This window comes from Aquibaculum arenosum, from assembly GCF_029222965.1.
Lineage (GTDB): Bacteria > Pseudomonadota > Alphaproteobacteria > Kiloniellales > DSM-21159 > Aquibaculum > Aquibaculum arenosum.
Window position 1 is genome coordinate 289,004 of the sequence record NZ_JARHUD010000005.1, and the last position, 21,758, is coordinate 310,761.

26 protein-coding genes are annotated in these 21,758 nt (G+C 62.2%); 8 read left to right on the forward strand and 18 right to left on the reverse strand.

Annotation, left to right across the window (positions count from 1 at the left end; genetic code table 11):
- Positions 1-7 precede the first annotated feature (7 nt).
- Both serA and P2G67_RS10285 read right to left on the reverse strand, forming a co-directional pair.
- Positions 8-1,591, reverse strand: coding sequence for a phosphoglycerate dehydrogenase (gene serA, locus P2G67_RS10280; RefSeq protein WP_275822695.1), 1,584 nt, complete (start codon positions 1,589-1,591; stop codon positions 8-10).
- 43 nt (positions 1,592-1,634) lie between these two features.
- A complete protein-coding gene (locus tag P2G67_RS10285) occupies positions 1,635-2,822 on the reverse strand; it encodes a phosphoserine transaminase (protein ID WP_275822697.1) in 1,188 nt (395 codons plus the stop codon).
- A 182-nt stretch (positions 2,823-3,004) separates the two neighbouring features.
- Here P2G67_RS10285 and P2G67_RS10290 point away from each other — a divergent pair, with 182 nt between their 5' ends.
- The 6 genes from P2G67_RS10290 to P2G67_RS10315 are packed head-to-tail and all read left to right on the forward strand — an operon-like array spanning position 3,005 to position 7,246.
- The gene (locus tag P2G67_RS10290; RefSeq protein WP_275822699.1) at positions 3,005-3,709 is read left to right on the forward strand and encodes a substrate-binding periplasmic protein; all 705 of its coding nucleotides are present in this window, start codon (positions 3,005-3,007) and stop codon (positions 3,707-3,709) included.
- Positions 3,693-3,845 carry a hypothetical protein gene (locus tag P2G67_RS10295; RefSeq protein WP_275822701.1) on the forward strand — a complete coding sequence of 51 codons (153 nt, stop codon included), beginning with the start codon at positions 3,693-3,695 and terminating at the stop codon, positions 3,843-3,845. The genes P2G67_RS10290 and P2G67_RS10295 overlap by 17 nt, the downstream gene beginning before the upstream one ends.
- A complete protein-coding gene (locus tag P2G67_RS10300; RefSeq protein WP_275822703.1) occupies positions 3,842-5,383 on the forward strand; it encodes a SpoIIE family protein phosphatase in 1,542 nt (513 codons plus the stop codon). The genes P2G67_RS10295 and P2G67_RS10300 overlap by 4 nt, the downstream gene beginning before the upstream one ends.
- Before the next feature lie 31 nt (positions 5,384-5,414).
- A complete protein-coding gene (locus tag P2G67_RS10305; RefSeq protein WP_275822705.1) occupies positions 5,415-5,993 on the forward strand; it encodes a SiaB family protein kinase in 579 nt (192 codons plus the stop codon).
- Complete coding sequence (locus P2G67_RS10310) at positions 5,990-6,382, forward strand: DUF1987 domain-containing protein (RefSeq protein WP_275822707.1); 393 nt, start codon at positions 5,990-5,992, stop codon at positions 6,380-6,382. The genes P2G67_RS10305 and P2G67_RS10310 overlap by 4 nt, the downstream gene beginning before the upstream one ends.
- 3 nt (positions 6,383-6,385) lie before the next feature.
- Positions 6,386-7,246, forward strand: a complete 861-nt coding sequence (locus tag P2G67_RS10315) for a GGDEF domain-containing protein (protein WP_275822709.1) — start codon at positions 6,386-6,388, stop codon at positions 7,244-7,246.
- Here P2G67_RS10315 and P2G67_RS10320 read toward each other — a convergent pair.
- The 6 genes from P2G67_RS10320 to yajC all read right to left on the reverse strand — a co-directional run bounded on the left by P2G67_RS10320 (position 7,195) and on the right by yajC (position 12,262).
- Positions 7,195-7,671, reverse strand: a complete 477-nt coding sequence (locus P2G67_RS10320; protein WP_275822711.1) for a MaoC family dehydratase — start codon at positions 7,669-7,671, stop codon at positions 7,195-7,197. The genes P2G67_RS10315 and P2G67_RS10320 overlap by 52 nt on opposite strands.
- A 37-nt stretch (positions 7,672-7,708) precedes the next feature.
- Positions 7,709-8,788, reverse strand: coding sequence for an AI-2E family transporter (locus P2G67_RS10325; RefSeq protein ID WP_275822714.1), 1,080 nt, complete (start codon positions 8,786-8,788; stop codon positions 7,709-7,711).
- Positions 8,789-8,882: 94 nt separating this feature from the next.
- Complete coding sequence (locus P2G67_RS10330) at positions 8,883-9,260, reverse strand: Mth938-like domain-containing protein (protein ID WP_275822716.1); 378 nt, start codon at positions 9,258-9,260, stop codon at positions 8,883-8,885.
- 15 nt (positions 9,261-9,275) lie between these two features.
- Positions 9,276-10,229 (reverse strand): protein translocase subunit SecF, encoded by a 954-nt coding sequence (secF, locus tag P2G67_RS10335; protein WP_275822718.1) that lies wholly within the window; start codon positions 10,227-10,229, stop codon positions 9,276-9,278.
- Between the two features lie 13 nt (positions 10,230-10,242).
- Entirely contained in the window at positions 10,243-11,811 is a 1,569-nt protein-coding gene (gene secD / locus P2G67_RS10340) for a protein translocase subunit SecD (protein WP_275822720.1), read from the reverse strand.
- A gap of 40 nt (positions 11,812-11,851) precedes the next feature.
- Positions 11,852-12,262, reverse strand: coding sequence for a preprotein translocase subunit YajC (yajC, locus tag P2G67_RS10345; protein ID WP_275822722.1), 411 nt, complete (start codon positions 12,260-12,262; stop codon positions 11,852-11,854).
- Between the two features lie 226 nt (positions 12,263-12,488).
- Between yajC and P2G67_RS10350 the strand changes: the two genes are divergently transcribed.
- Positions 12,489-13,367 carry an ATP-binding protein gene (locus tag P2G67_RS10350; protein ID WP_275822724.1) on the forward strand — a complete coding sequence of 293 codons (879 nt, stop codon included), beginning with the start codon at positions 12,489-12,491 and terminating at the stop codon, positions 13,365-13,367.
- Positions 13,368-13,382: 15 nt separating this feature from the next.
- On the opposite strand, the gene P2G67_RS10355 is transcribed toward P2G67_RS10350, so the two are convergent.
- The 7 genes from P2G67_RS10355 to P2G67_RS10385 form a co-directional block, all read right to left on the reverse strand.
- Entirely contained in the window at positions 13,383-14,621 is a 1,239-nt protein-coding gene (locus tag P2G67_RS10355; protein WP_275822726.1) for a LysM peptidoglycan-binding domain-containing M23 family metallopeptidase, read from the reverse strand.
- Positions 14,622-14,658: 37 nt separating this feature from the next.
- Complete coding sequence (locus P2G67_RS10360) at positions 14,659-15,312, reverse strand: protein-L-isoaspartate(D-aspartate) O-methyltransferase (protein ID WP_275822728.1); 654 nt, start codon at positions 15,310-15,312, stop codon at positions 14,659-14,661.
- On the reverse strand, positions 15,309-16,091 hold the full coding sequence (gene surE, locus P2G67_RS10365) for a 5'/3'-nucleotidase SurE (protein ID WP_275822730.1): 783 nt from the start codon (positions 16,089-16,091) through the stop codon (positions 15,309-15,311). The genes P2G67_RS10360 and surE overlap by 4 nt, the downstream gene beginning before the upstream one ends.
- A 188-nt stretch (positions 16,092-16,279) precedes the next feature.
- Entirely contained in the window at positions 16,280-17,092 is an 813-nt protein-coding gene (gene tatC / locus P2G67_RS10370; RefSeq protein ID WP_322099682.1) for a twin-arginine translocase subunit TatC, read from the reverse strand.
- 6 nt (positions 17,093-17,098) lie between these two features.
- Entirely contained in the window at positions 17,099-17,608 is a 510-nt protein-coding gene (gene tatB / locus P2G67_RS10375; protein ID WP_275822732.1) for a Sec-independent protein translocase protein TatB, read from the reverse strand.
- 67 nt (positions 17,609-17,675) lie between these two features.
- A complete protein-coding gene (locus tag P2G67_RS10380) occupies positions 17,676-17,951 on the reverse strand; it encodes a twin-arginine translocase TatA/TatE family subunit (RefSeq protein ID WP_275822789.1) in 276 nt (91 codons plus the stop codon).
- Between the two features lie 122 nt (positions 17,952-18,073).
- Positions 18,074-19,147, reverse strand: a complete 1,074-nt coding sequence (locus P2G67_RS10385; protein ID WP_275822735.1) for an ABC transporter ATP-binding protein — start codon at positions 19,145-19,147, stop codon at positions 18,074-18,076.
- A 166-nt stretch (positions 19,148-19,313) separates the two neighbouring features.
- Between P2G67_RS10385 and P2G67_RS10390 the strand changes: the two genes are divergently transcribed.
- Complete coding sequence (locus tag P2G67_RS10390) at positions 19,314-19,559, forward strand: ParB N-terminal domain-containing protein (RefSeq protein WP_275822737.1); 246 nt, start codon at positions 19,314-19,316, stop codon at positions 19,557-19,559.
- Positions 19,560-19,594: 35 nt separating this feature from the next.
- Here P2G67_RS10390 and minE read toward each other — a convergent pair whose 3' ends face one another.
- Genes minE through minC form a run of 3 tightly spaced genes read right to left on the reverse strand, consistent with a single transcriptional unit; the run spans position 19,595 to position 21,401 of the window.
- Positions 19,595-19,867, reverse strand: coding sequence for a cell division topological specificity factor MinE (minE, locus tag P2G67_RS10395; RefSeq protein ID WP_275822739.1), 273 nt, complete (start codon positions 19,865-19,867; stop codon positions 19,595-19,597).
- Positions 19,864-20,679, reverse strand: coding sequence for a septum site-determining protein MinD (minD, locus tag P2G67_RS10400; RefSeq protein ID WP_275822741.1), 816 nt, complete (start codon positions 20,677-20,679; stop codon positions 19,864-19,866). The genes minE and minD overlap by 4 nt, the downstream gene beginning before the upstream one ends.
- 26 nt (positions 20,680-20,705) lie before the next feature.
- A complete protein-coding gene (gene minC, locus P2G67_RS10405; RefSeq protein WP_275822791.1) occupies positions 20,706-21,401 on the reverse strand; it encodes a septum site-determining protein MinC in 696 nt (231 codons plus the stop codon).
- Positions 21,402-21,758: the final 357 nt, after the last annotated feature.

Genomic DNA, 21,758 nt, shown 5'->3' on the forward strand with positions numbered 1-21,758 from the left:
CCAGAAGTCAAAAACGCAAGGGCTCGGCGCGCAGCACCTGCGGGAGGGCCCGCACCTCTGCGAGCGCGGCCGGGGGAATCTCGGCGTCGAGCTCGATGAGACAGATGGCATCGCCCCCTGCCTCGGCACGGCCCAGATGGAAGGTGGCGATGTTCATGCCGGCCTCAGCCAGAATACGCCCCACACTGCCGATCACGCCGGGCGTGTCATGGTTGGTAAGATAGAGCATGTGCTGCCCCAGCTGCGCTTCGACCTGGATGTCCTTGATTTCCACGAGCCGCGGCTTCGAACCGCCGAAGAGCGTTCCGGCGACCGAGCGCACCTGCTTTTCCGTTTCCAGGGTCACGCGGATCAGCGTCTGGTAGTCGCAGTCACGCTCGTACTTGGTTTCCGCCACCGCAATGTCTCGCTGCCGCGCCAGCACGGGAGCGTTCACCATGTTCACGGAATCAAGCATCGGACGAAGCACACCCACCAGCACCGCCTGCGTCAACGGTCGGGTGTTGAGGCCGGCCACATGGCCTTCGTACTCGATACGGATGGCTTTGAGCCCCGTGCGCGTGAGCTGCCCGGCAAAGGAGCCAAGCTGATCCGCCAGCGCCATATAAGGGCCGAGATGCTTGGCATCTTCCGCTGTGAGCGAGGGCATGTTGAGCGCATTGGTCACGGCACCGGTCAGCAGATAGTCGCTCATCTGCTCGGCCACCTGCAGGGCCACGTTCTCCTGCGCCTCTGCGGTCGAGGCACCCAGGTGCGGGGTGCAGATCAGGTTCGGCGTGCCAAAAAGCGCGTTCTCCTTAGCGGGCTCGACCTCGAACACGTCGAGGGCTGCGCCCCCCACCTGACCGGATTCCAGTGCAGCCTTCAAATCCGTCTCCACCACCAGACCGCCACGCGCGCAGTTCACGATGAGCACGCCCTTGCGGCACTTCGCCATCGCTTCGGCGTCGAGAATTCCGCGGGTCTGATCGGTCAGCGGCACGTGGAGCGTGATGATATCGGCCCGGCGCAGCAGCTCCTCCAGTTCGACCTTCTCGACACCCAAGTCCTGGGCGCGATCGGGCGAGAGGAAGGGGTCGTAGGCAACGACCTTCATGCGCAGGCCGTGTGCCCGGTCGCAGACGATGGAGCCGATGTTGCCGCAACCGATGACGCCCAGCGTCTTGCCCGAAAGCTCGACGCCCATGAACTTGGACTTCTCCCACTTCCCGGCCTGGGTTGAGCGGTCCGCCGCCGGCAACTGCCGGGCCAGAGCGAACATCATGGCTATGGCATGCTCGGCCGTCGTCACGGCGTTACCGTAGGGGGTGTTCATCACCACCACTCCATGAGCGGTGGCGGCCGGCACGTCGATGTTGTCCACGCCGATCCCGGCCCGGCCCACAACACGCAGACGCCCACGCGCGCCCGCTTCCAGGACGGCAGCCGTGGCCTTGGTGGCGGAACGCACAGCCAGTCCGTCATAATCGCCCATGCGGGCAACCAGATCCTCTTCCGAGAGGCCGTGGACGACATCGACCTCGACGCCGCGCTCTTCGAAGAGTTTGGCGGCACGTGGGCTGAGCTTGTCGGCGATAAGTACCTTGGGCATGGGTTTCTACACTCTTTCGTTCGTGTCGTTCGCGATAGCGGCGTCAGGCCTGCTCGTGGCGCAGTTTTGCCCAGGCCCAGTCCAGCCAGGGCAGCAGAGCTTCCAGATCGGCGGTTTCGACCGTCGCCCCGCCCCAGATGCGCAGCCCCGGCGGCGCATCGCGGTATGCACCCACATCATAGGCGACGCCTTCGGCATCGAGAGTTGCAGCAAAGCTTTTGGCAAATGCGGCCTGCTGCTCGGACGAAAGCTGCTCGAACCAGGGATCGACGAAGCTGAAGCACATGGAGGTGGGCGAACGGGTCTCCGGCGCCTTGGCCAGGAAATCGATCCAGTCCCGGCTCGCAACCCAATCAGCCAGACAACGGTAGTTTGCCTCACTGCGCGCGATCAAGGCAGACAGGCCGCCGATGCTCTCCGCCCAACGCAGACCGTCCAGCGCATCCTCGACCGCCAGCATCGATGGCGTGTTGATGGTCTCGCCCTTGAATATCCCTTCAATCAGCTTACCACCCTTGGTCATGCGAAAGACCTTGGGCATCGGCCAGGCAGGCGTGTGGCTCTCCAGGCGCGCCACCGCCCGCGGCGAAAGGGCGAGCATTCCGTGCGCCGCCTCCCCGCCCAGCACTTTCTGCCAGGACCAAGTGACGACATCGAGCTTGTCATAGTCGAGCGGCATGGCGAAGGCGGCCGAGGTCGCATCGCAGATCGCCAGCCCTTCGCGGTCGGTGGCAATCCAGTCGGCATGCGGCACGCGCACGCCCGAGGTGGTGCCGTTCCAGGTGAAGATCACGTCGCGGTCCTTCGCCACCGCGCCGAGATCCGGCAGATCGCCATAGTCCGCCGTCAGCACGCGGGTGTCGCTCAGTTTGAGCTGCTTGACCACGTCGGTGGCCCAGCCCTGACCGAAGGACTCCCAGGCGAGGATGTCGACGCCGCGCGGGCCCAGCAGCGACCAGAGCGCCATTTCCATGGCGCCCGTGTCCGACCCCGGCACGATCCCCAAGCGCCAGTCTTGCGGAAGGCCAAGAAGGCGGTGCGAGCGCTCAATCACTTCTGCCAGCTTGGCCTTCCCTGGCTTGGCGCGATGGGAGCGGCCGAGAAAGGCACCCTCAAGGGCGCCCAGCGACCAACCAGGGCGCTTGGAGCAGGGACCGGAAGAGAAATTGGGATTGGCCGGGCGGCTGTCGGGTTTTTGGGGAAGAGCCGGCGAGGCGGCAGAAGATGGCATGAGACGTCGCTCCTAGGCGCAAAACGGTCGCTTCTGAATCTGTTCGGACGGCAATGGGCCTGAAACTCGGTGCTTCAGTGCCGGTGCAGGGAACAGCTTTTGCGATGGTGGCGGATAGTAGGAGCCATGCTGCAGTGCGTCAACGCAGCCGCCGCCCGGCATGGCGGGCCTCTCAGTAGACCTTGCGTTCAGGACTCTTCATACTGGGGAATAATGATAATCGGGGGGCGGCAGGGGGCGAGTATCAGCAGACGTCGGTTCGGCTTAGCCTGCTCGGCCTTGCTTGCCACGCAGTTTCCCCCTGCCTGTCTGCTGAGCCTGTTGCCATCACGGTGGGCGGCTATGTTTTTCCGCCCTTCGTGGACGTGGCGGCAGATGGTTCCCCGGCGGGGCTCACGTTGAATGTGATCGAATGGCTCAATGCATCGCAGTCTGACTACCGCTTCTCGTTCTTCCTGACCTCCCCGGCTCGCCGCTTCGATGATTTCGAGTCGGGGCACTTCGATGCCATGTTCTTTGAAAGTCCCGAGTGGGGCTGGAAGAACAGGCAAATTCCGATCGACGCGACAGAGGTGTTCCTGCTCGACTACGACATTTTCGTTACGCGCAAGCTCGAGGGACGAACCCAGAGCTTCTTCGACGATTTGGGTGATAAGCGCGTCGCGGGAATACTGGGCTATCACTATGCCTTCACCGGCTTCGAGCATGATCCGGACAAACTGGAAAGCGAGCACGGCATGATCTTGGTCAATGACAATCGTGCCGCGATTCAGCTTGTTCTCGCGCACCGGGCCGACATGGCTATCGTAGCCCGATCCTATCTGGACTATTATCTCGGCCAAACGGGGGGAAGGGGACTCGGGCCTTTTGATGTCAGATACGCCTGATCAAATCTATCGCTACCGCGCTCTGCTGCGCCCGGAGTCACCGCTAGAGGTCAAGAAGCTTTTCACCTGGATCAGCCGGGCGATTGACGATCTGGGCTATGCCGATCGCTGGATGGGGACCGAAGGCAGCCTATGAGCGGCTTCTCCGGCACTGGTAAGGCCGATCACCGCAGGCTGCGCGATTCGGAGCTCGCCGCGCGGCTGCTGTTCCGCACCTTCCCCTTCATCGCGCTGATCGTCCTGCTGACCCAGGGCACCATCGCCTGGCTGGACTATCGCGATCGCTACGAGCAACTTGAGCAGCGAGTCACCGTCGTCGCTCACCTAACTGCCGAAGCCTTGGCCCGGCCGGTGTGGATGCTTGACCGCCCCACATATGCCGCACAGGTCAGCGCCATTGAACAGGATCCGGCCTTCGTTGCTGCGCGCATATTCGGCGAGAGTGAAGAGGAGATGCTGTCGATCACCAGTGAGCGCTCGACTGCAGCGGGCACGATCACGGCCTCCAGCGATATTCTAGACCCCCGTGGCTCCGTCATCGGACGCTTCGAGTTGGTAATGAGTCAGGAGGAATTGCGGCGGGCTTTGCAGCGGCAGCTCCTCATAGCACTCAGTGCCATTGTCATTCTGCTGCTCGGCTCCTCCATCGCCTTCCACTACGCGGTGCGGCACCTCGTGATCACGCCGCTCGAACAGATGCTGGAAGCCATGCGTCTGGTCGAACGAAAGGTCTGGCCGCACCTGGGGTGGAAACGCAAAGACGAGCTTGGACGCGCAGGGCGTGCCTTTGACAGCATGGTCAGCGGCCTGAAAAGCGGTGACGAAGCAAAGCGCCTGCTGGATGAACTGCAGCAGACCCAGAACGCCCTCGTAGAGAAGAACGCGGAAATCGAATCGGCGCATCGGCAGATCACAGAGAGTCTGAACTACGCGCGGAAGATCCAGGAAGGGCTGATGGCCGATCCGGCGGACCTGGAGCGCCATTTCGTGGAAGCTGAACTGCTCTGGCGCCCGCTGCAGCGGGTGGGCGGCGACCACTGCTGGGTGGTGGAGCAAGGCGGCCGCTGTGTGATCTTCCTGGCCGACTGCACCGGACATGGGGTGCCTGGCGCCTTTATGTCCCTGATCACGGCCTCGGCCCTGGATCAGGCGCTGCGGCAGAGCCACACGCCCTCCCCGTCCCGCTTGCTCTACAGCGTGGATCGCCTGGTCCGACAGCACCTCTCGCACAGCGCCAACAACGAAGCTGACGATGGCCTAGATGCCGCCTGCTGTGTCTATGACCCTGAGCGCGGCGAGTTGCACTATGCCGGTGCCAGCATCCCTCTGCTGCTGCAGCGCAACGGCAAGATGGAGACCATAGCGGCCACCCGCGGCAGCCTGGGGTATCAGTCCCTGCTGCCACCCGGGGAAATGCCCGAAACACGCATCAGCATCGAACCGGGTATGAGCTTCTACCTCTTCACTGACGGTGTGACCGACCAGATGGGCGCACCGGACCCGCACAGCCGCCAGCGGCTGTTCGGACGCCGGCGTATGCTGCGGGTGTTACAGCAGTACGCTGAACTCCCGCTGAAAGAACAACTGGCACGATCGGAAGAAGCGCTCGCGAGCTGGCGCGGCAACGAGCCACCCCGCGACGACTATACACTTGTCGCCTTCCGTCCCCTATAAACCCCATCAGAGGTATGAAGGGCAAAACTGTATGACACACACCGGGGGTGCATCGAGCGGGCTGGCCAAAACCTATCTCGCTTTCAAACGGGACCAGGACGAAACCGGTGCCATTCTCTCTTACAGCGGCTTCGTGTCAGAAGCGATCCTCTTCGCGCTTGGCGAAACACTGCGTCGGCGGGTTGAACAAGAGGAGAGCGACAGCAACCGGACCAAGCGGCTGTTCTCCGTTTTCGTCGAGCAGGTCCAGAACATCATCCGTTATTCCTCGGAGAAGCTCCCGCAGCGGGATCCGGATGACGGAATGCTCGGCTCCGGACTTGTTTCGGTGGGTAAGGACGGGCAGAACTTCTTCATTGTCTGCGCCAACACGCTGGAACGCTCTCGCAAGGAGGCTTTGCGCGAGCGGCTAACGCGGCTGTCGGCGCTCGATAAGGACGAACTGAGAACCGTTTATCGAGAGAAGCTGCGCGAACCGCCCGAGGAAGGCAGCCTGGGCGCGTCGCTTGGCCTCATCGAGATCGCGCGGCGTTCAAGCCGACCGATCGAGTTTGATTTCGTCGACATTGATGACCAACGCTCCTTCTTTTGCCTGAAGGTCCATGTATGACCAGCGATCCCAAAATCATCGAAATCCCTTCTGGAGAGCGCTCCCCCTATATTTCTTTTGATTTCACCAATGGTCTGATGAAGATCAGTGGCGAATCTTACCCTGAGGATGCGGCTGCCTTCTTCGGACCGCTTTTGAAGGAAATCAAGGATCAATTGAGCACGCCTGGACCAGATCTCGTCCTCGACCTCAATCTGGCCTACTTCAATTCCAGCAGCGCCAAAGCCCTGATGAACATCTTCCAGATGCTTGAAGACGCTGCTGCCCAAGGGCGCAAAGTCTCGATCAACTGGCACTACCATACCGACGACGACACCATGGAGGAGTTCGGGCACGACTTCGCCGAGGATTTCCAGCACGTCTCCTTTGCGCTTCAACCTTACAGTTAGCCAATGTCGAACAAACGGAAGCAGACCGACGAGAAGCCGGACGGCTTTACTCTCTTCGACGCGGAAGAGCGACTCATTCTTGAGTCCGAAGAGATGGTCGAGATGCTTCATCGGGCGGCTGACCGTCTGGAATGGATGTCTAAGGTCGTGCGCCAGAGTCTGCGCGAGCAACGCCGGCTCATTCGCCTGAGCGACCGCAGCCAGCTCGAACTTCAGGTGGCCAACCGCAGTTTGGCCGATCAGGCCAAGGAACTGACCCGGCTGAACACGGCGCTGCAGCAGGAGATCGTACGCGGCGAAGAACTGACTGAAGAACTCCGACGCCAGGCAACGGTCGACATGCTCACCGGCACCGCCTCACGACGCCACTTCTTCACTCTGGCCGAGCGGGATCTGCGAAACGCGCAGCGATTCAGCGAAACCTTGGCCGTGCTGCTGATCGATCTCGATCACTTCAAGGAGATCAATGACCGCCACGGGCATGCAGTCGGCGATGAGGTGCTCAAGCACTTCGGTCAGGTCTGCAACGAGGTCTTCCGCAACATCGACACTGTGGGTCGGCTCGGCGGCGAAGAGTTTGCCGTCCTGCTGCCGCGCACCAATGCCGCTGCCGCGGAAATTGTCGCTGCGCGCTTTCTACGCCACCTCAGCGACTCACATGTGCCCCTGGACGACGGAACAAGCCTGCACTACCAGGCCTCGGTGGGAATAGCGGAGTGTCACCCTGAGGATGACACCATCGAGCGCGCCTTGGCGCGGGCGGACACGGCGCTTTACCTGGCCAAGCAAAGCGGGCGCAACTGCTACAGGCTCTATACGGAAGAGACCGATGAACCCTCGGCGGGTTTGCGGCGCAGTATCTGAACCGTTTCCAGCCGCATCACTTCTTCGCGCCGTTGGTTGAACACGCGATAGAGCATGGTCACGATGCCCCGGTCGGGCTTCGATTGAGAAGCGCGCGCGTCCAGCACTTCAAGTTCGGTTCTGATCGTATCTCCGGGCCGCACAGGCCGCATCCAGCGCAACTTGTCCATTCCGGGCGAACCCAGACTGGCAGCGGTGAAAATGCGCGCCTGCACCACCATGCGAAAAGCCGCGCAGAGCGTATGAAAGCCGCTGGCGATCAGTCCGCCATAACCCCAGCTTTCCGATGCCTCGACATCGATGTGAAAGGGCTGCGGATCCCACTGCAAGGCAAAGTCCAGGATCTGCGACTCGCTCAAGGTGACGCCCCGGGTCTCGAAGCGGCGACCGACGGTGAAATCCTCAAACCAGAGATCCTGCGACATCACTGCGTCCCTTCTTCCTCATACCGCTTCGATACCATCACTCGCCGGCTGTCGGACGCGGCAGACGTTGTCTTGGCGACTCCGGCCAAGCCGCGAGCACGGCCTGCACAACGGTAGCCAAGGGAATGGCGAAGACAATGCCCCAGAACCCCCAGACTCCACCGAAGAAGAGAATGGCCACGATGATCGCCACCGGATGGAGATCCACGACCTCCGAAAAGAGGACCGGGACCAACACGTTGCCATCCAACGCCTGAATCACCAGGTAGGTCCCCACCGCCCAGATAAAGCCCGGCCCCAATCCGAACTGAACATAGGCAATGACCGCCACCGGCAAGGTGATGACGGTCGCGCCAATGTAGGGCACCAGCACCGACAGGCCGGTCAGAACCGCCAGCAAGAGCGAAAAGTTCAGGCCCACCAGCATGAAGCCGATGTAGGTCACCACGCCGACGATGATGATCTCGACGACCTTACCCCGGATGTAGTTGCCCAGCTGTCGATCCACATCGCGCCACACCCGATCGGCAAGGGGACGCTCCTCCGGGAGGAACTGCACCATCCAGTTCACGATCCTCTCGCGGTCCTTCAGCATGAAGAAGACCAACAAGGGCACCAGGACGGCGTAGATCGCCAGGGCGGCGAGGGTGTAGAGGGAGGTCACCGACCAGCCCAAGACCCGCTGGCCCAGAATGAGGACTTCACTGCGCAAGGAGGCAATGACCTGCTCCATCTGCTGCGGATCGAACAGCGCTGGATACTTCTGTGGCAGCTCCATCAGTGCCGTTTGCATCGCAGCGAAGATCGATGGCAGATTGCGCGCAAGATCCACCGCCTGCTGCACCATGACCGGCACCACAGTCAGCATCAAAAACGCAACGGCCGCCAAAAATCCGAGGAACACCAGTAAAACCGCCAACAGGCGAGGCACGTGCAGCCGCTCAAGCAGGCGTACGGGGCCGAGCAACAGGTAGGTGATGACCAGGGAAACGAGGAAAGGCAGCAGAATTCCCGCAAACGCCATCACTGCCAGGGTGAGACCGGTCAGCAACAGCACCAGGATGATCACCTGGGGATTGTTAAAATGCCGCCGAAACCAATTACTGATTGGGTTCATTCAGGATTACCGAGCACAAAGAACGTCCGCTCCATCTGGCCTCTGTGGGGAAAAGGTACTCCCGGCAGAGACGTACGTACAGAGCGGATGCGGGTTATTGCACAGCAATCAAGGCCGCTGCGACGGCTCGCTCCTCAGCCATCAGAACATTGTAGGTGCGTGCTGCCGCGCCGGTGTCCATGGCTTCAAGAACGATGCCGTGCTCTCGCAGGCTTGTGCGGAAATCCTTTGACGGCAGTTGGGCGCCCTTGCCGCAACCCAGCAACAACACCTGCACGCGATCCTCGGCATTGATGAGTGGCGAAAGGCTTTCCAGAGTGATCTGCGCAAAAGCCTCAGGCGCCCAGGACAGCGTGCGCTGCGGCATGATCAAGACCGAGCCGGTCCAGTGCGTGCCCGACACACGAAAGCCGCCATCGCCATAGGTCTCAATGACCTGTTGCCCTTCGGGGATCAGCGGTGTGACGTCCATGCTTGCCGCCTTACCTTAGCCGGCGCTTGGATTGCCAGCCTGTTCCTTGCCGCTCTCTCCGGCAGTCTGCATCGTCGCGCGTTTCAGACCCAGATAATAGAGCAGCGGCACAGCAATTCCGATGGTCGAGAAGGTGCCGATAACCACGCCCCAGATCAAACCTGCTGTAAATCCACGGATGACCTCGCCACCGAAGGCATAGAGACTTCCCAGGGCGATCAAGGTGGTTACAGACGTCAGGATTGTCCGCGACAGTGTCTGATTCAATGCCTCGTTGAGCATCTCAGGCACCGACTTCTTCTTGTACTTACGCATGGTTTCGCGCACGCGGTCGAAGACCACAACCGTGTCGTTGATCGAGTAGCCTGCGATGGTGAGTACCGCTGCCAAGGTGGTCAGATTGAACTCGATCTGCGTGAAGGAAAAGAAGCCGACTGTAACAATGACGTCGTGCACCAGCGCAAGCAGGGATGCCATGGCGAAGTGCCACTCGAACCGGAACCAGATGTAGAGCCCAATTCCCAACAGCGAGAGCAGCGTGGCCATCATGCCGGCGCGTCGTAGCTCCTCGCCCACACGGGGACCAACGAACTCGGTCCGGCGATACTCCGCCACTTCGTCCCCAAGTTCCGCCCGGACCGCGTTGATGGCTTCCATCTGCGCATCCTCAGCCCCTTCCTGGCGCTGGAGGTTGATCAGGACATCCGTCGGTTCACCGAACTCCTGCAGCGTAACTGGCCCAATATCGAGTGCACCCAGCCGGCTGCGCATGTCCTCCAGATCCGCCGGCGCCTCGGTGCGGACTTCCATGAGGATGCCGCCGCGGAAATCCACCCCAAAGTTCAGGCCCTGAACAAAGAAGGTGGCAATGGAGCCTGTCATCAGCACCATGGCGATCGCCAGGAACCAATAGCGGACCGCCAGAAAAGGAATGCGCGGTTCAGCGGGAAAAAGTCGAATCAGTGGCATTGGCGCGCCTCCGTTAGATCGGCAGGGCCTTCTTGGGGCGGCCGGCGCGCAGCCAACCCACCACCATGAGGCGCGTGATCATAATTGCTGTGAACATCGAGGTGACGAGACCGATGGCCAGCGTCACGGCAAAGCCGCGGATCGGTCCGGTGCCGAAGTTATACAGCAGCACGGCGGCGATCAGGGTCGTCACATTGGCATCGATGATGGCCGAGAGCGCCTGTCGATAACCGATGTCGATCGCCGAGACGGGGCCACGGCCGTTGCGCACCTCCTCTCGGATACGCTCGAAGATCAGCACGTTGGCATCCACCGCCATACCGATGGTCAGCACGATTCCAGCAATGCCGGGCAGCGTCAGCGTGGCCTGCAGGCCCGACAACACGGCAAGGATCAGGATCAGGTTGAGCAGCAGGGCGCAGGCCGCCATAAGGCCGAACAGCCCGTAGGCCGCCGCCATGAAGAGCATCACCAGGACAAGTCCCAGCAACGAGGCGGTTTCGCCTGCGGCGATGGAATCCGCACCAAGGCCTGGTCCGACCGAGCGCTCTTCCAGCACCGTCAACTCTGCGGGCAAAGCGCCGGCGCGAAGAAGCAATGCGAGATCCTGCACCTCTTGGGTGGCGAAACTCCCGGAAATCACGCCGCGCCCCCCCAAAATGGGCTCGCGGATCACCGGAGCGGAGATGACCTCTTCATCGAGCACGATAGCGAAGAGGCGCCCCACGTTGTTGCGCGTGGTATCGCCAAAGCGCTGTGCCCCCACCGAGTCGAAGCGGAAGGAGACCACGGGCTGGCCTTCCTGGAAGGTTGCCTGCGCGTCGACCAGGTTGTCGCCGCTGACCATCACGCGGTTGCGCACCACATACCCGCGCACCTGACCGCTCGGATCGGCTTCCTGAGCCGGAAGGAGGCGTGAGCCGGGCGGCACGCTGTCGACGCCCGGCACCACATCCTCATCCACGAGGTGAAACGACAAGCGCGCCGTCTGGCCCAGCAGGTCCTTCACCCGCTGCGGATCGTCCACACCCGGCAACTGGACCAGGATGCGGTCCTCGCCCTGACGGGCGATGGTCGGCTCGCGCGTGCCGGTTTCGTCGATACGGCGACGCACGATCTCGATGGATTGTTGGACCACGCTGATGCGACGCTCAGCCATGGCCTGGTCGCTCAGCGTGATGGATCCGCTGCCATCGTCTGAGATGCGCAACGTGGCATCCCCGATATAATCCCGCAGCACGTCGCGCGCCCGGTCCACGTCGGCGGTATCACGCAGGCTGAAGACGACACTGTTCCCTTCGAGACCAAGGCCAGTGTAGCCGATGTTCGCCCGACGCAATTCAACGCGCACGGAGTCGACGAATCCGGCGAGTTGCTCCTCGAAGACCCCATCGACATCGACCTCCAAAAGGAGGTGCGAGCCTCCCCGAAGATCGAGGCCAAGATTGACCTGTTGATTGGGAACCCAAGAGGGCAGTTGATCAAGCGTGGCGCGGGACAGAAGATTTGGCAGGGCAAAGAGCAACCCTGCCAACATAACCACGATCACGGCAAACAACTGCGCGCGGGAAATGTGAACCATCGGCGCGTACCACCCCTACTGCACGACTGGAAGCGCGCGCTTACTTGCCCGAACCGCGACGGCCGCTCTTTTCATCGGCTTCGGCGTCATCGTCGGCAACATCCGACGAGGTTTCCACCGCCTTGGACCGCGTAGCCGGATCGGTCTTGTCCAGCACATCGGTGATGGTATGCCGAATGACACGCACCCGCGTGCCCTGAGCAATCTCCACCTCGACCTCACCGTCACTGAGGACCTTGGTGACCTGGCCGACGATGCCCCCGGAGGTGACAACGCGGTCACCACGGCGCAAGGCCTCGACCATGGCGCGATGCTGCTTCACCTTCTTCTGCTGCGGACGAATCAGCAGGAAGTAAAACACCACAAAAATCAGAATGATCGGCAACAGCGACACCAGAATGTCGCCACCACCACCGCCAGCCGCCTGCGCATAGGCCGGAGAAATCAGCATGCTCGCTCCTCGGTAAAGCCTTCATTGAACGGCCAGACAGCCGGCCGCAAATTCAGGCGGGACTATAGCCGCGTGCCCATGAAATGCAATGAAAGCCCGAGCGCTCGATTGACGACGCTCCGGGGCCCTCGCTAGCTTAGCGCTTCGTTCCCGCCTGCCTGTGCGCGACGATGACGCTAGAGCCCTGCCCTGGCGCTCGTCGCGACGCCATGACATCAGAGAAACCATGACCAGTCCCGACCCTCAGGAAACCCACGCCCTGCTCATCCGTATCGCTGACGCGCTTGAACGCATGGCCCCTCCTCCGCCGCCAGCCATGACGCTGGAGGGCAGCGATGTCTTCGTATGGCACCCCGAGGAGGGCCGCCTGGCGCCAGTGGGTCGCCCCAACCGCGTGGAACTGGAGCTGCTGCGCGGCATCGATCGGCAGAGCGACCAATTGCACGACAACACTCAGCGCTTCGCCCGCGGGCTGCCGGCCAACAACGCTCTGCTCTGGGGCGCGCGCGGCACCGGCAAGTCCTCACTGGTGAAGGCGGTGCACGCTGCCGTGAACGAGGAGGCCAAGACCGGCGACTATGCGCCACTGGCGCTGGTGGAAATTCATCGTGAGGACATCCCTTCGCTGCCGCGACTCTTGACGCTGCTGCGCGACGAAGAGCGGCGTTTCATCCTTTTCTGCGACGACCTCTCCTTTGATCAGGACGATGCGAGCTACAAGTCGCTCAAAGCCGTGCTTGAGGGCGGCGTCGAGGGTCGGCCTGGCAACGTGGTCTTCTATGCCACCTCCAATCGCCGACACCTGCTGCCGCGCGACATGATCGACAATGAGCGGTCCACCGCGATCAATCCTGGCGAAGCGGTCGAGGAAAAGGTGAGCCTGTCGGATCGCTTCGGCCTCTGGCTGGGCTTCCACAACTGCGATCAGCAGACCTACTTCGAGATGATCGAGGGCTACGCGCGCCGCTTCAACCTTGCGATTGAACCGGAAGCACTCCGACGCGAGGCAAACGAATGGGCTGTGACACGCGGCTCGCGCTCCGGCCGTGTCGCCTGGCAGTTCATCCAGGATCTGGCAGGTCGGCTGGGACAGAGGCTCGAGTAGCCTCGACCTGAATGGTCAGCCCCCTGCCCCGTCCAACAGAGGCAGGGGGTCGATGGCCCGCGTGCCCTTGCGGATCTCGAAATGCAGCTGCGGCTGCCCAACGCTGCCGCTGCTGCCAACCTGCGAGATCACCTGACCGCGCGAGACCGTGTCTCCGGCGCTAACCAACAGGCGGTCATTGTGCGCATAGGCAGTGATCCACTCATCAGAATGTTTGATGAGCAGGAGATTGCCAAAGCCCCGCAGCTCGTTACCCGCATAGGCCACAACGCCGTTTTCCGCAGCGCGAACCTCGGTACCGCGTTCGGCCGCGATGTTGATGCCGTCATTGTGGCGGCCATCGCCCTGGGGCCCGTAGCGCGCGATCATCTCGCCCTCCAGCGGCCAGAGGAAACGCCCTCCCGAGCGCGGCGGCGGTGCGCTCACCTGCTCCGGAGTCGCTGTTGCGCTGGCGACGGCTGCTTCTTCTTCCTCCGCAGCAGCAGGTGGAGACGCAGTGTCGCTGGACTCTGCCGGCTCCGGCGGCGGCGCATCCTGCTCGTCCTGGACAGCACTTTGCTCGGGGGGAGCTTCCTCGGCAGGCGTCTGTGTTTGATCCTGACCGGCCGGAGAGGTTGCAGCCGCGGCTTCGGCCAAGGTCACATCGACCTCCCCGCGGGACTCGGACGCGGCGCCGCCCAGCAGAACCAGCCGCTGCCCTGTCCAGAGACTATAGGGTGGTTCGAGACGGTTGGCTTCGGCCAGTTGCTCCGGGGTCGTTTCGTACTGGCCCGCGATGGCCTGGAGGGTTTCGCCTCGCCGCACCTCGTGAACCTGGACCGATGGTATGGCCAAACGCTGGCCCACCCGCAGATCGAAAGGCGGAGTCAGATTATTGGCGTCGATCATCGCTGCCAGGGGCACGTCGTAGCGCTGCGCGATGGAAAAGAGCGTGTCTCCGGCCACCACGCGATGAGCCGATTCCTGCGGTTCTACGCGCGTCGCCGCAGCCTTCGCTGTTTCGCTCGAGGGCGGCTCGCTGGAAGAGGGTTCCGGGGCAGACGGTTCACTAGAGAGTGGTTCGCTGAAAAGCGGTTCACTCGAGAGCGGCGCGACATCGACGTCCCTGTCATCCGGTGTGGCCGCTTCCGGAAGAATGGGACCACTGCTCGCCGGCTGCGACTGAGGGCTCGATTGCGGCAGAGTGGCATTGCGGATGCGCTCAGGGTTGCTGCAGGCCGTCAGCAGCGCGGCGCCCAGCAAGCTCAACGCCAAAATTTTCGCGAGTCCGCCTGATCTCATACCTCTGCCCTCATGCCGTCGAGCGTCTTGCGGTGGTGTCCTCGGCAACCAGGGGCACGAAGCGCACGATGCCGAGACTGGTCTGTTCCACGCCGTCGGGCGTGCGCTGGATGCGCAGGAGCTCCTGGGTGCGACCCTGCGCGCCCACCGGCAGGATCATGATCCCCCCGTCCACCAGCTGACGCAGCAGGGGTTCGGGCGGCAGGGCCGCCGCGCAGGTCACGATGATGCGATCGAACAGACGCTGCTCCGGCCAGCCCCGCGAGCCGTCGCCGAGACGCGGGGTGATGTTGGTGATGCGCAGTTCATTGAACCGCTTCTCGGCCTCGTTCAGCAACGCCCTATGCCGCTCGATCGTGTAGACCCGCCGCGCCACACGCGCCAGAATCGCCGCCTGGTAACCCGAGCCAGTACCAATCTCCAGCACGGTATGCTGGCGGGACGACTGCAAGGCCTGGGTCATCATCGCGACGACCTCTGGCTGGCTCAGCGTCTGTCCCTGACCGATTGGCAGGGCGATGTTCTCATAGGCTTGGTCTTGAAAGGCTGGGGGTACGAAAAGCTCGCGCGGAACCCGTTCGATCGCTGCCAGCGTGGCCGTATCCGAAATGCCCGCGCGCCGTAGCTGCATGAGCAGACGTATTTTGCGCGGTTCCGGGGTCACGCGAAGCGTTCCTTGAGCAAGGCAAGCGACTTCTCGTGCGTGAGATCGAGGTGCAGCGGCGTCACCGAGATTGCGCCCTCCTGGATCGCCGCCAGATCCGTGTCCTTCTCTTCCGTGGCGTCGCCGCCCCAGTGGCCGATCCAGACATAGGGATGGCCTCCGGGATCGCGGCCTTCCACCATCCCCACCATATCATCCCGGCGCCCCTGACGGGCGACCCGCACACCGGTAACTGCATCCGGGTCTACGGGAGGGAAGTTTACATTGAACAGGCGGTCGCGCATCTCCGGCATTTCATAGAGCCGGCGCACAATGTCCGGTGCATGCTGTTCCGCCACGGCGAAGCTCGTGGGGGCATCGCTGCTGCGCAACTGGCTGAAGGCAATGGAACGGATGCCCAGCAGTGTGGCCTCCATTGCCGCGGCCACCGTACCGGAGTAGCCGACATCCTCAGCCAGGTTGCCGCCGTGGTTTACGCCCGAGAGCACGAGTCCCGGCCGGCGATCCTTCAACAGGTGATTGACCGCCACCACCACGCAGTCGGTGGGCGTGCCGTCGACGGCAAGACGCCGCTCGGCAAAGCGTCGAATGCGCAGCGGCCGCCGCAGTGTCAGCGAGTGGCTCGCGGCCGACTGCTCAACCTCCGGCGCCACCACCCAGACATCGTCGGACAGGCTGCGGGCCACCGCCTCCAGGGCACGCAGACCCGGCGCATGAATGCCGTCATCATTGGTAACGAGAATTCGCTCTCCGCGCAGCGCCTCTGCAGCCGTCGTCATGCCTTGCTGGTACCCCCAAATTATCGTGGGGCGGAGCTCTGGACCTCCGTGCCGGAGGAGCGACTCGCCGCCCGGGTTGCTCTCCCCCGCTTATAGAGCTTCACAGGCCCGAGGTCCACGAAACCAGCGGCGAGATACCAAGGCACGCGCAGGCGTAAACGCGGGGCGGGCCTCCGCCCCGCGCCGCATCACTCTTCGATCCCGGCTTCGCGGTTCAGCTCTTCTTCGCGCTGTGCGCGCTTGCGCTCAACCATCTTCGCCAGATAGATCGAAATCTCATAGAGCAGAACGATCGGGATCGCGAGGCTGATCTGGCTGATGGGATCGGGAGGCGTGAAAACGGCCGCGACCACGAACACCCCCACAATCGCATACTTGCGCTTGGCTGCCATGCCTGCCGAAGTCGCGATGCCGGCCCGCGCGAGCAGAGTCATGAGCACGGGAAGCTGAAAGCAGATGCCAAAAGCGAAGATCAGCTTCATGGTGAGGGCGAGATACTCGCCCACCTTGGCCTCAAGCTGGATCGGCAGGGTACCGTCGCCGCCGGTGGTCTCGAAATGCAGGAAGAACTCCCAAGCGAGCGGCAGGATCAAGAAATAAACCAGCGCACCGCCGGTGAAGAAAAGAAGCGGCGAGGCGACCAGGAAGGGCCCAAAGGCCTTGCGTTCCTCTTTGTACAGCCCTGGCGCCACGAACTTCCAGATCTGGGACAGAAAGATCGGACAGGTGATGAAAGCAGCGAAAAAGAAAGCCACCTTGATGTAGGTGAAGAAGACCTCGGTCAGATCGGTAAAGATCATCCGGGCCATGCGGTCGTCGCCGCGCTGCAGCAGAATGTCTGCCAGCGGCTGGACGAGGAAATTGTACAAATACTCGGCGAAAAAGAAACTGACGAAGAACGCCACGAAGAGGGCGATCACCGAGTAGAGCAAACGTTGGCGCAGCTCGATCAAATGATCGAGCAGCGGCATCTTCTGGGAGTCGACTGTATCGTCTGCCACGGCTGATCAGCCTACTTTCTGGGTCTTGTCATCGGAGCCGCTCTTGGCGGTCTCCTCGCCTGACGTCGATGCACTTTTGATCGCGTCATCAGACTCTTCGCCGCGGCCCGGGTGTCGGACGACCTTGCTGTCCGAGCGCTCAGGTTTGTTCTCAGTGCCGCTTGTTCCGGTGGATGGCTTTTTCACCGATGGGCCGCCGGTTCTGCCCGCTGCGTCCCGCGCCGTGCGGTCGACATCGCGCAGTTCCTTCTCGACCTCGTCTTCAGGGTCGAGGGCCTTGCGGATCTCTCGATCCAGATTGCGACCACCGGTCTTCTCAATGGCCTTGCGCGCGTCGTCCAGTTCCGCTTCGCGCATAACTTCGTTCAGGCCAGACTGGAACTCCCGGCTGAGCGAGCGCGCCTTGCGCATGAATTGCCCCATCGTGCGCAAAACCCGGGGCAAGTCTTTCGGACCGATGACGAGCAACGCCAGCAGGGCGATGATCGCCATTTCGCTCCAACCGAAATCGAGCATGCCTGAACCTCAAAGGCGTCCGCGGGCAGGTCGCAGCACAACACCGCCCGCCGGCCACCGAGTTGTATTAGCCGTTGACGGCCTTCTTGTTTGCTTCGCTCGACGACGCGGTGGCCTTGTCGGTCTGGGCCGTGGTGGTGCCGGACTCGTCCTCGATCGATTTTGACTCGGCAGTGGTTTCTTCTTCTTCCTTCATGCCGTGCTTGAACTGCTTGATGCCTGAACCGAGGTCCTTCATCAGGCGCGGAATCTTGCCGCCACCACCAAACAGAACCAGAACGACCGCCAGAACAATCAGCCAATGCCAGATACTAAAGGAACCGACCATCGCCAGCGTGACCATATCGGTCAACATAATGCTCCCCATCAACAGGGTCTCCTCAACAGCTGTCCCAGCCCCAATGGGGGCCGCCTTCGCGGACTATGGCAAAATCCTGTGCATACCGCAACGACAGCCCATGCCCGCTATGCACGCTTGCGTGATTCAAACACGAAGGCTTGATGTGGATCGAGATCGATGGAGAAGGTCTGCCCTTCCTTGGGCAGAAAACGACCGGGCACGCGCACGTGCAGATGAAGATCGAGCTCCTGTCGAGGATCGGCGACGGAGAGATGTACCAGGCTGGTGCGGCCCAGCAGCTTTGCGGTCACCACTGTGCCCGGCACCTGTCCTGACCCGGCATGCTCGCCCGGCGGCAGGAGCTTGATCGCCTCCGGTCGGATGAGCACTTCGACCGCCGCACCCTCTCCAAAGCCCTGAGCGTCCAGTACGCCCAGAGGCGTCTCCACCTGACTGTCATGGACGCTGGCTTCCAACCGGTTGATCTCGCCGAAGAAAGCGGCAACGAAAGCGCTAACCGGTTTATAGTAGAGTTCTTCGGGGCGCCCGATTTGTTGGATGCGACCCTGGTGCATCAACGCGATCCGGTCAGCCATGAACATGGCCTCTTCCGGGTCATGGGTGACCATGAGGGTGGCGGCACCGGACCGCTTGAGCACATGCAGGGTTTCGTCCCGCACCTCCTGGCGCAACTGCACGTCCAGCCCGGAAAAAGGTTCATCAAGGAGCATCAGATTGGGCTGGGGCGCCAGCGCGCGCGCCAAAGCCACGCGCTGCTGCTGTCCGCCCGAAAGCGTATGGGGATAGGCTTCCCCGTAATCCTCCATGGCCACCTGCTTCAATGCGGCGCGCGCCCGCGCGGCGCGCTCGCTGCGGCCCGCCTTGCGCACGCCGAAGGCGACGTTCTCCTGCACACTGAGATGGGGGAAGAGCGCGAAATCTTGAAACACCAGCCCAACGGAGCGGTCTTCCGGAGGCACATCGCGCTGACCATCGGCCATGACCTCGTCACCGATCAGCACCCGCCCTTGCTGCAGCACTTCCAGGCCCGCTGCGAGCCGCAACAGGGTCGTCTTTCCACAACCCGATGGGCCGAGCAGACACACCAGTTCCCCGGCATCCACCGAAAGGCTTACATCATCGACAGCACGCAGATTGCCGTAAGCATGACTGACGCGCTCGAACACGAGATTGGACATGGACGGTTGCTTCTATCCCTTGGGCAGCGGGACACTATTGCCTGTGCTGGGGGAAAACAACGCTGCGCAAGATCGTGGGTAAGCGTGCGACCCGATGCAGGCTTGCCATAGCGTTCCACCACGTGCCTGATGGTGAAAGCGATGCACAGTCCGGGATCGATACAGCATGTTACACGACCAGAAACTGCCCATGGATCGCATCTACGTTCCAACGAAACTGCGCACGCTGGTGAATCCCGAGAAGGTCGAGGAGATTGCGGCGAGCATCCTGGAAGAAGGCCAGAAAACGCCGATTCTGGTCCGGCGCGACGGCGAGCGCTTTGTCTTGGTTGAAGGTGTGCACAGACTGGAAGCCTGCCGGGCGCTCGGGGAGAGCACGATCACCGGCCTGCTGGTCAACGCCCGGCGCTGAGTGAGAGCAAACCGCAGTGCTCCCCTGGCCTGTCCTCAGGCGCGGCGGCCCTCCAGCGGCGGTCGCGGCGGCAGGTCTATGTTGACCTCCAGCCGGGCGGAACCCTCCTCCTGCGCCATACGCACCGATACATGGTCCTCCGGGATCGGCACATACTTGGAAATGGCGGCCAGGATGTCCTTCTGCAGCCGCGGCAGGTAGTCCGGCGCGTCTCGCCCCGCCCGCTCGTGCGATAGCACAAAGCTGAGGCGTTCCTTTGCCGCGGAGGCCGCATTGTCGCGGCGCTTAAAGAGTCCGAAAAGGCTCATGCCGGCCTCCCCATCAAGCGAGCAAAGAAGCTCCGCCGAGCAGCCTTCACAAAGCGCTGCTCGATTGTCTCTCCCAGGAAGCGGCCCACCGCATCCTCATAGGCCTGGGCCGGCGTGGTGCCCTGATCCAGGATAACCGGCTGGCCGATGTTGGATGCCCGAAGCACGGCCTGGCTCTCAGGGATCACCCCCAGCAGCTTGATCGCCAGGATTTCCTGAACATCCTCAACTGAGAGCATCTCCCCCTGTTCGACACGGGCCGGGTCATAGCGTGTAACCAGAAGGTGTTCCTTGACCGGATCCTCGCCCTTTTCGGCTCTGTGGGACTTGCTGGAAAGAATGCCGAGAATGCGGTCGCTGTCCCGTACCGAGGAGACCTCGGGATTGGTGACGATGATCGCCTCGTCGGCATAGTAGAGCGCGGCGAGCGCACCCTTCTCGATGCCCGCCGGGCTGTCGCAGACAATGTAGTCGAAATCCTTGCGCAGCTCGTCGAGCAGCTTGCCGACGGCATCGAGCTCAAGGGCTTCCTTGTCCTTGGTCTGCGACGCGGCAAGGATCGAGAGGTTTTCCATGCGCTTGTCGCGAATCAGCGCCTGGCGCAGCGTCGCCTCGCCGTTGATCACGTTGACGATGTCGTAGACCACCCGGCGCTCGCATCCCATGACGATGTCGAGGTTGCGCAATCCGACATCGAAATCGACAACGGCGGTTCGATGGCCCCGCGCGGCCAGGCCGACAGCAAAAGCCGCGCTCGACGTCGTCTTTCCGACGCCGCCCTTGCCCGAGGTCATCACGATAATTTTGGCCACGTTTCTGTCCTTCCGACCTTTCGCTCTCAGTCGATGGTCTCTATCCGCAGGTTATCGCCCTGCAATCGAACCTGTACGGAACGCCCCTGCACCGCTTCGGCAATCTCTTCACTTACCCGGTGATGGCCGGCGATGGAAAGCAACTCTGCCGCCAGCCGCCGACAAAAAATGCGCGCGGAAGTATCGCCTGACACGCCGGCCAGGGCCCGGCCACGCAAGGGCGCATAAACATGAATGCTGCCATCAGCCAGCAATTCCGCCCCAGCACTGACCGGCGCTGTGACCACCAAATCGGTGCCCTCCGCATAGATCTGCATGCCGGAACGCACTGGTCGATCGATCAACAGCGGCTTTCGTGGTTCGGGAGGCGCCTCCTGCCGGACGCGTTGATTGGCGGGATCGACCGCTCTCGTCGTTTTGTTGCTGGCGCGCCAGGAAGGGAAGATTGCCAGCCCTACCCCCATCGCAGCCTCATGCTGGCGCTCATCCCCGCCTTGTACGCCGACAAGGGCCAGGCGAAGCTCCCGGAGTCGGCGCTTTAGTTCCTCGAAATCCTCAGCCGAACCACCGGCCGTTCCATCGAGATCAAGCAGCATGGGTGCGCCCTCGAAGAAACTTGGCGCCTGGGCGATCTTGACCTGGAGCCGACCAAAGAAATCCGGCTGCGCCAACTCCGCCAGGCGCAGCACCATCATGGTATAGCTTGCCCCGCGCAGTGGCATAGGCGTCAGGCGCGACGGCTTTCCCTCGCTTGTGTCTGCGCTTTTTTGCGGGTCAGCCGCCACCCATTGAACTCCAATTGCTCCGAATCTCACGCGGCGCGGCCGGCAAAGGAAACCGGTCCATGCGACCGCTGGCACCATGACTAGGACAGCCACAGGAGTCGAGGAAAGTGGCGTTTGTGAGACCTGGCAGAAAGATTGCCGCAAGCGGCAACCGCGCTGCTTTCCTTGCCATAGCAATACGAGGTATGGTCGCGCTCGCCGCCGCCTGCTCGCGAAGCACAACGCCGGCGCCTACAAGTGTCACGGTAATTAAAAAAGTTAAACGGGTGGTTTCAATGAGAGTTACGCGTCGCG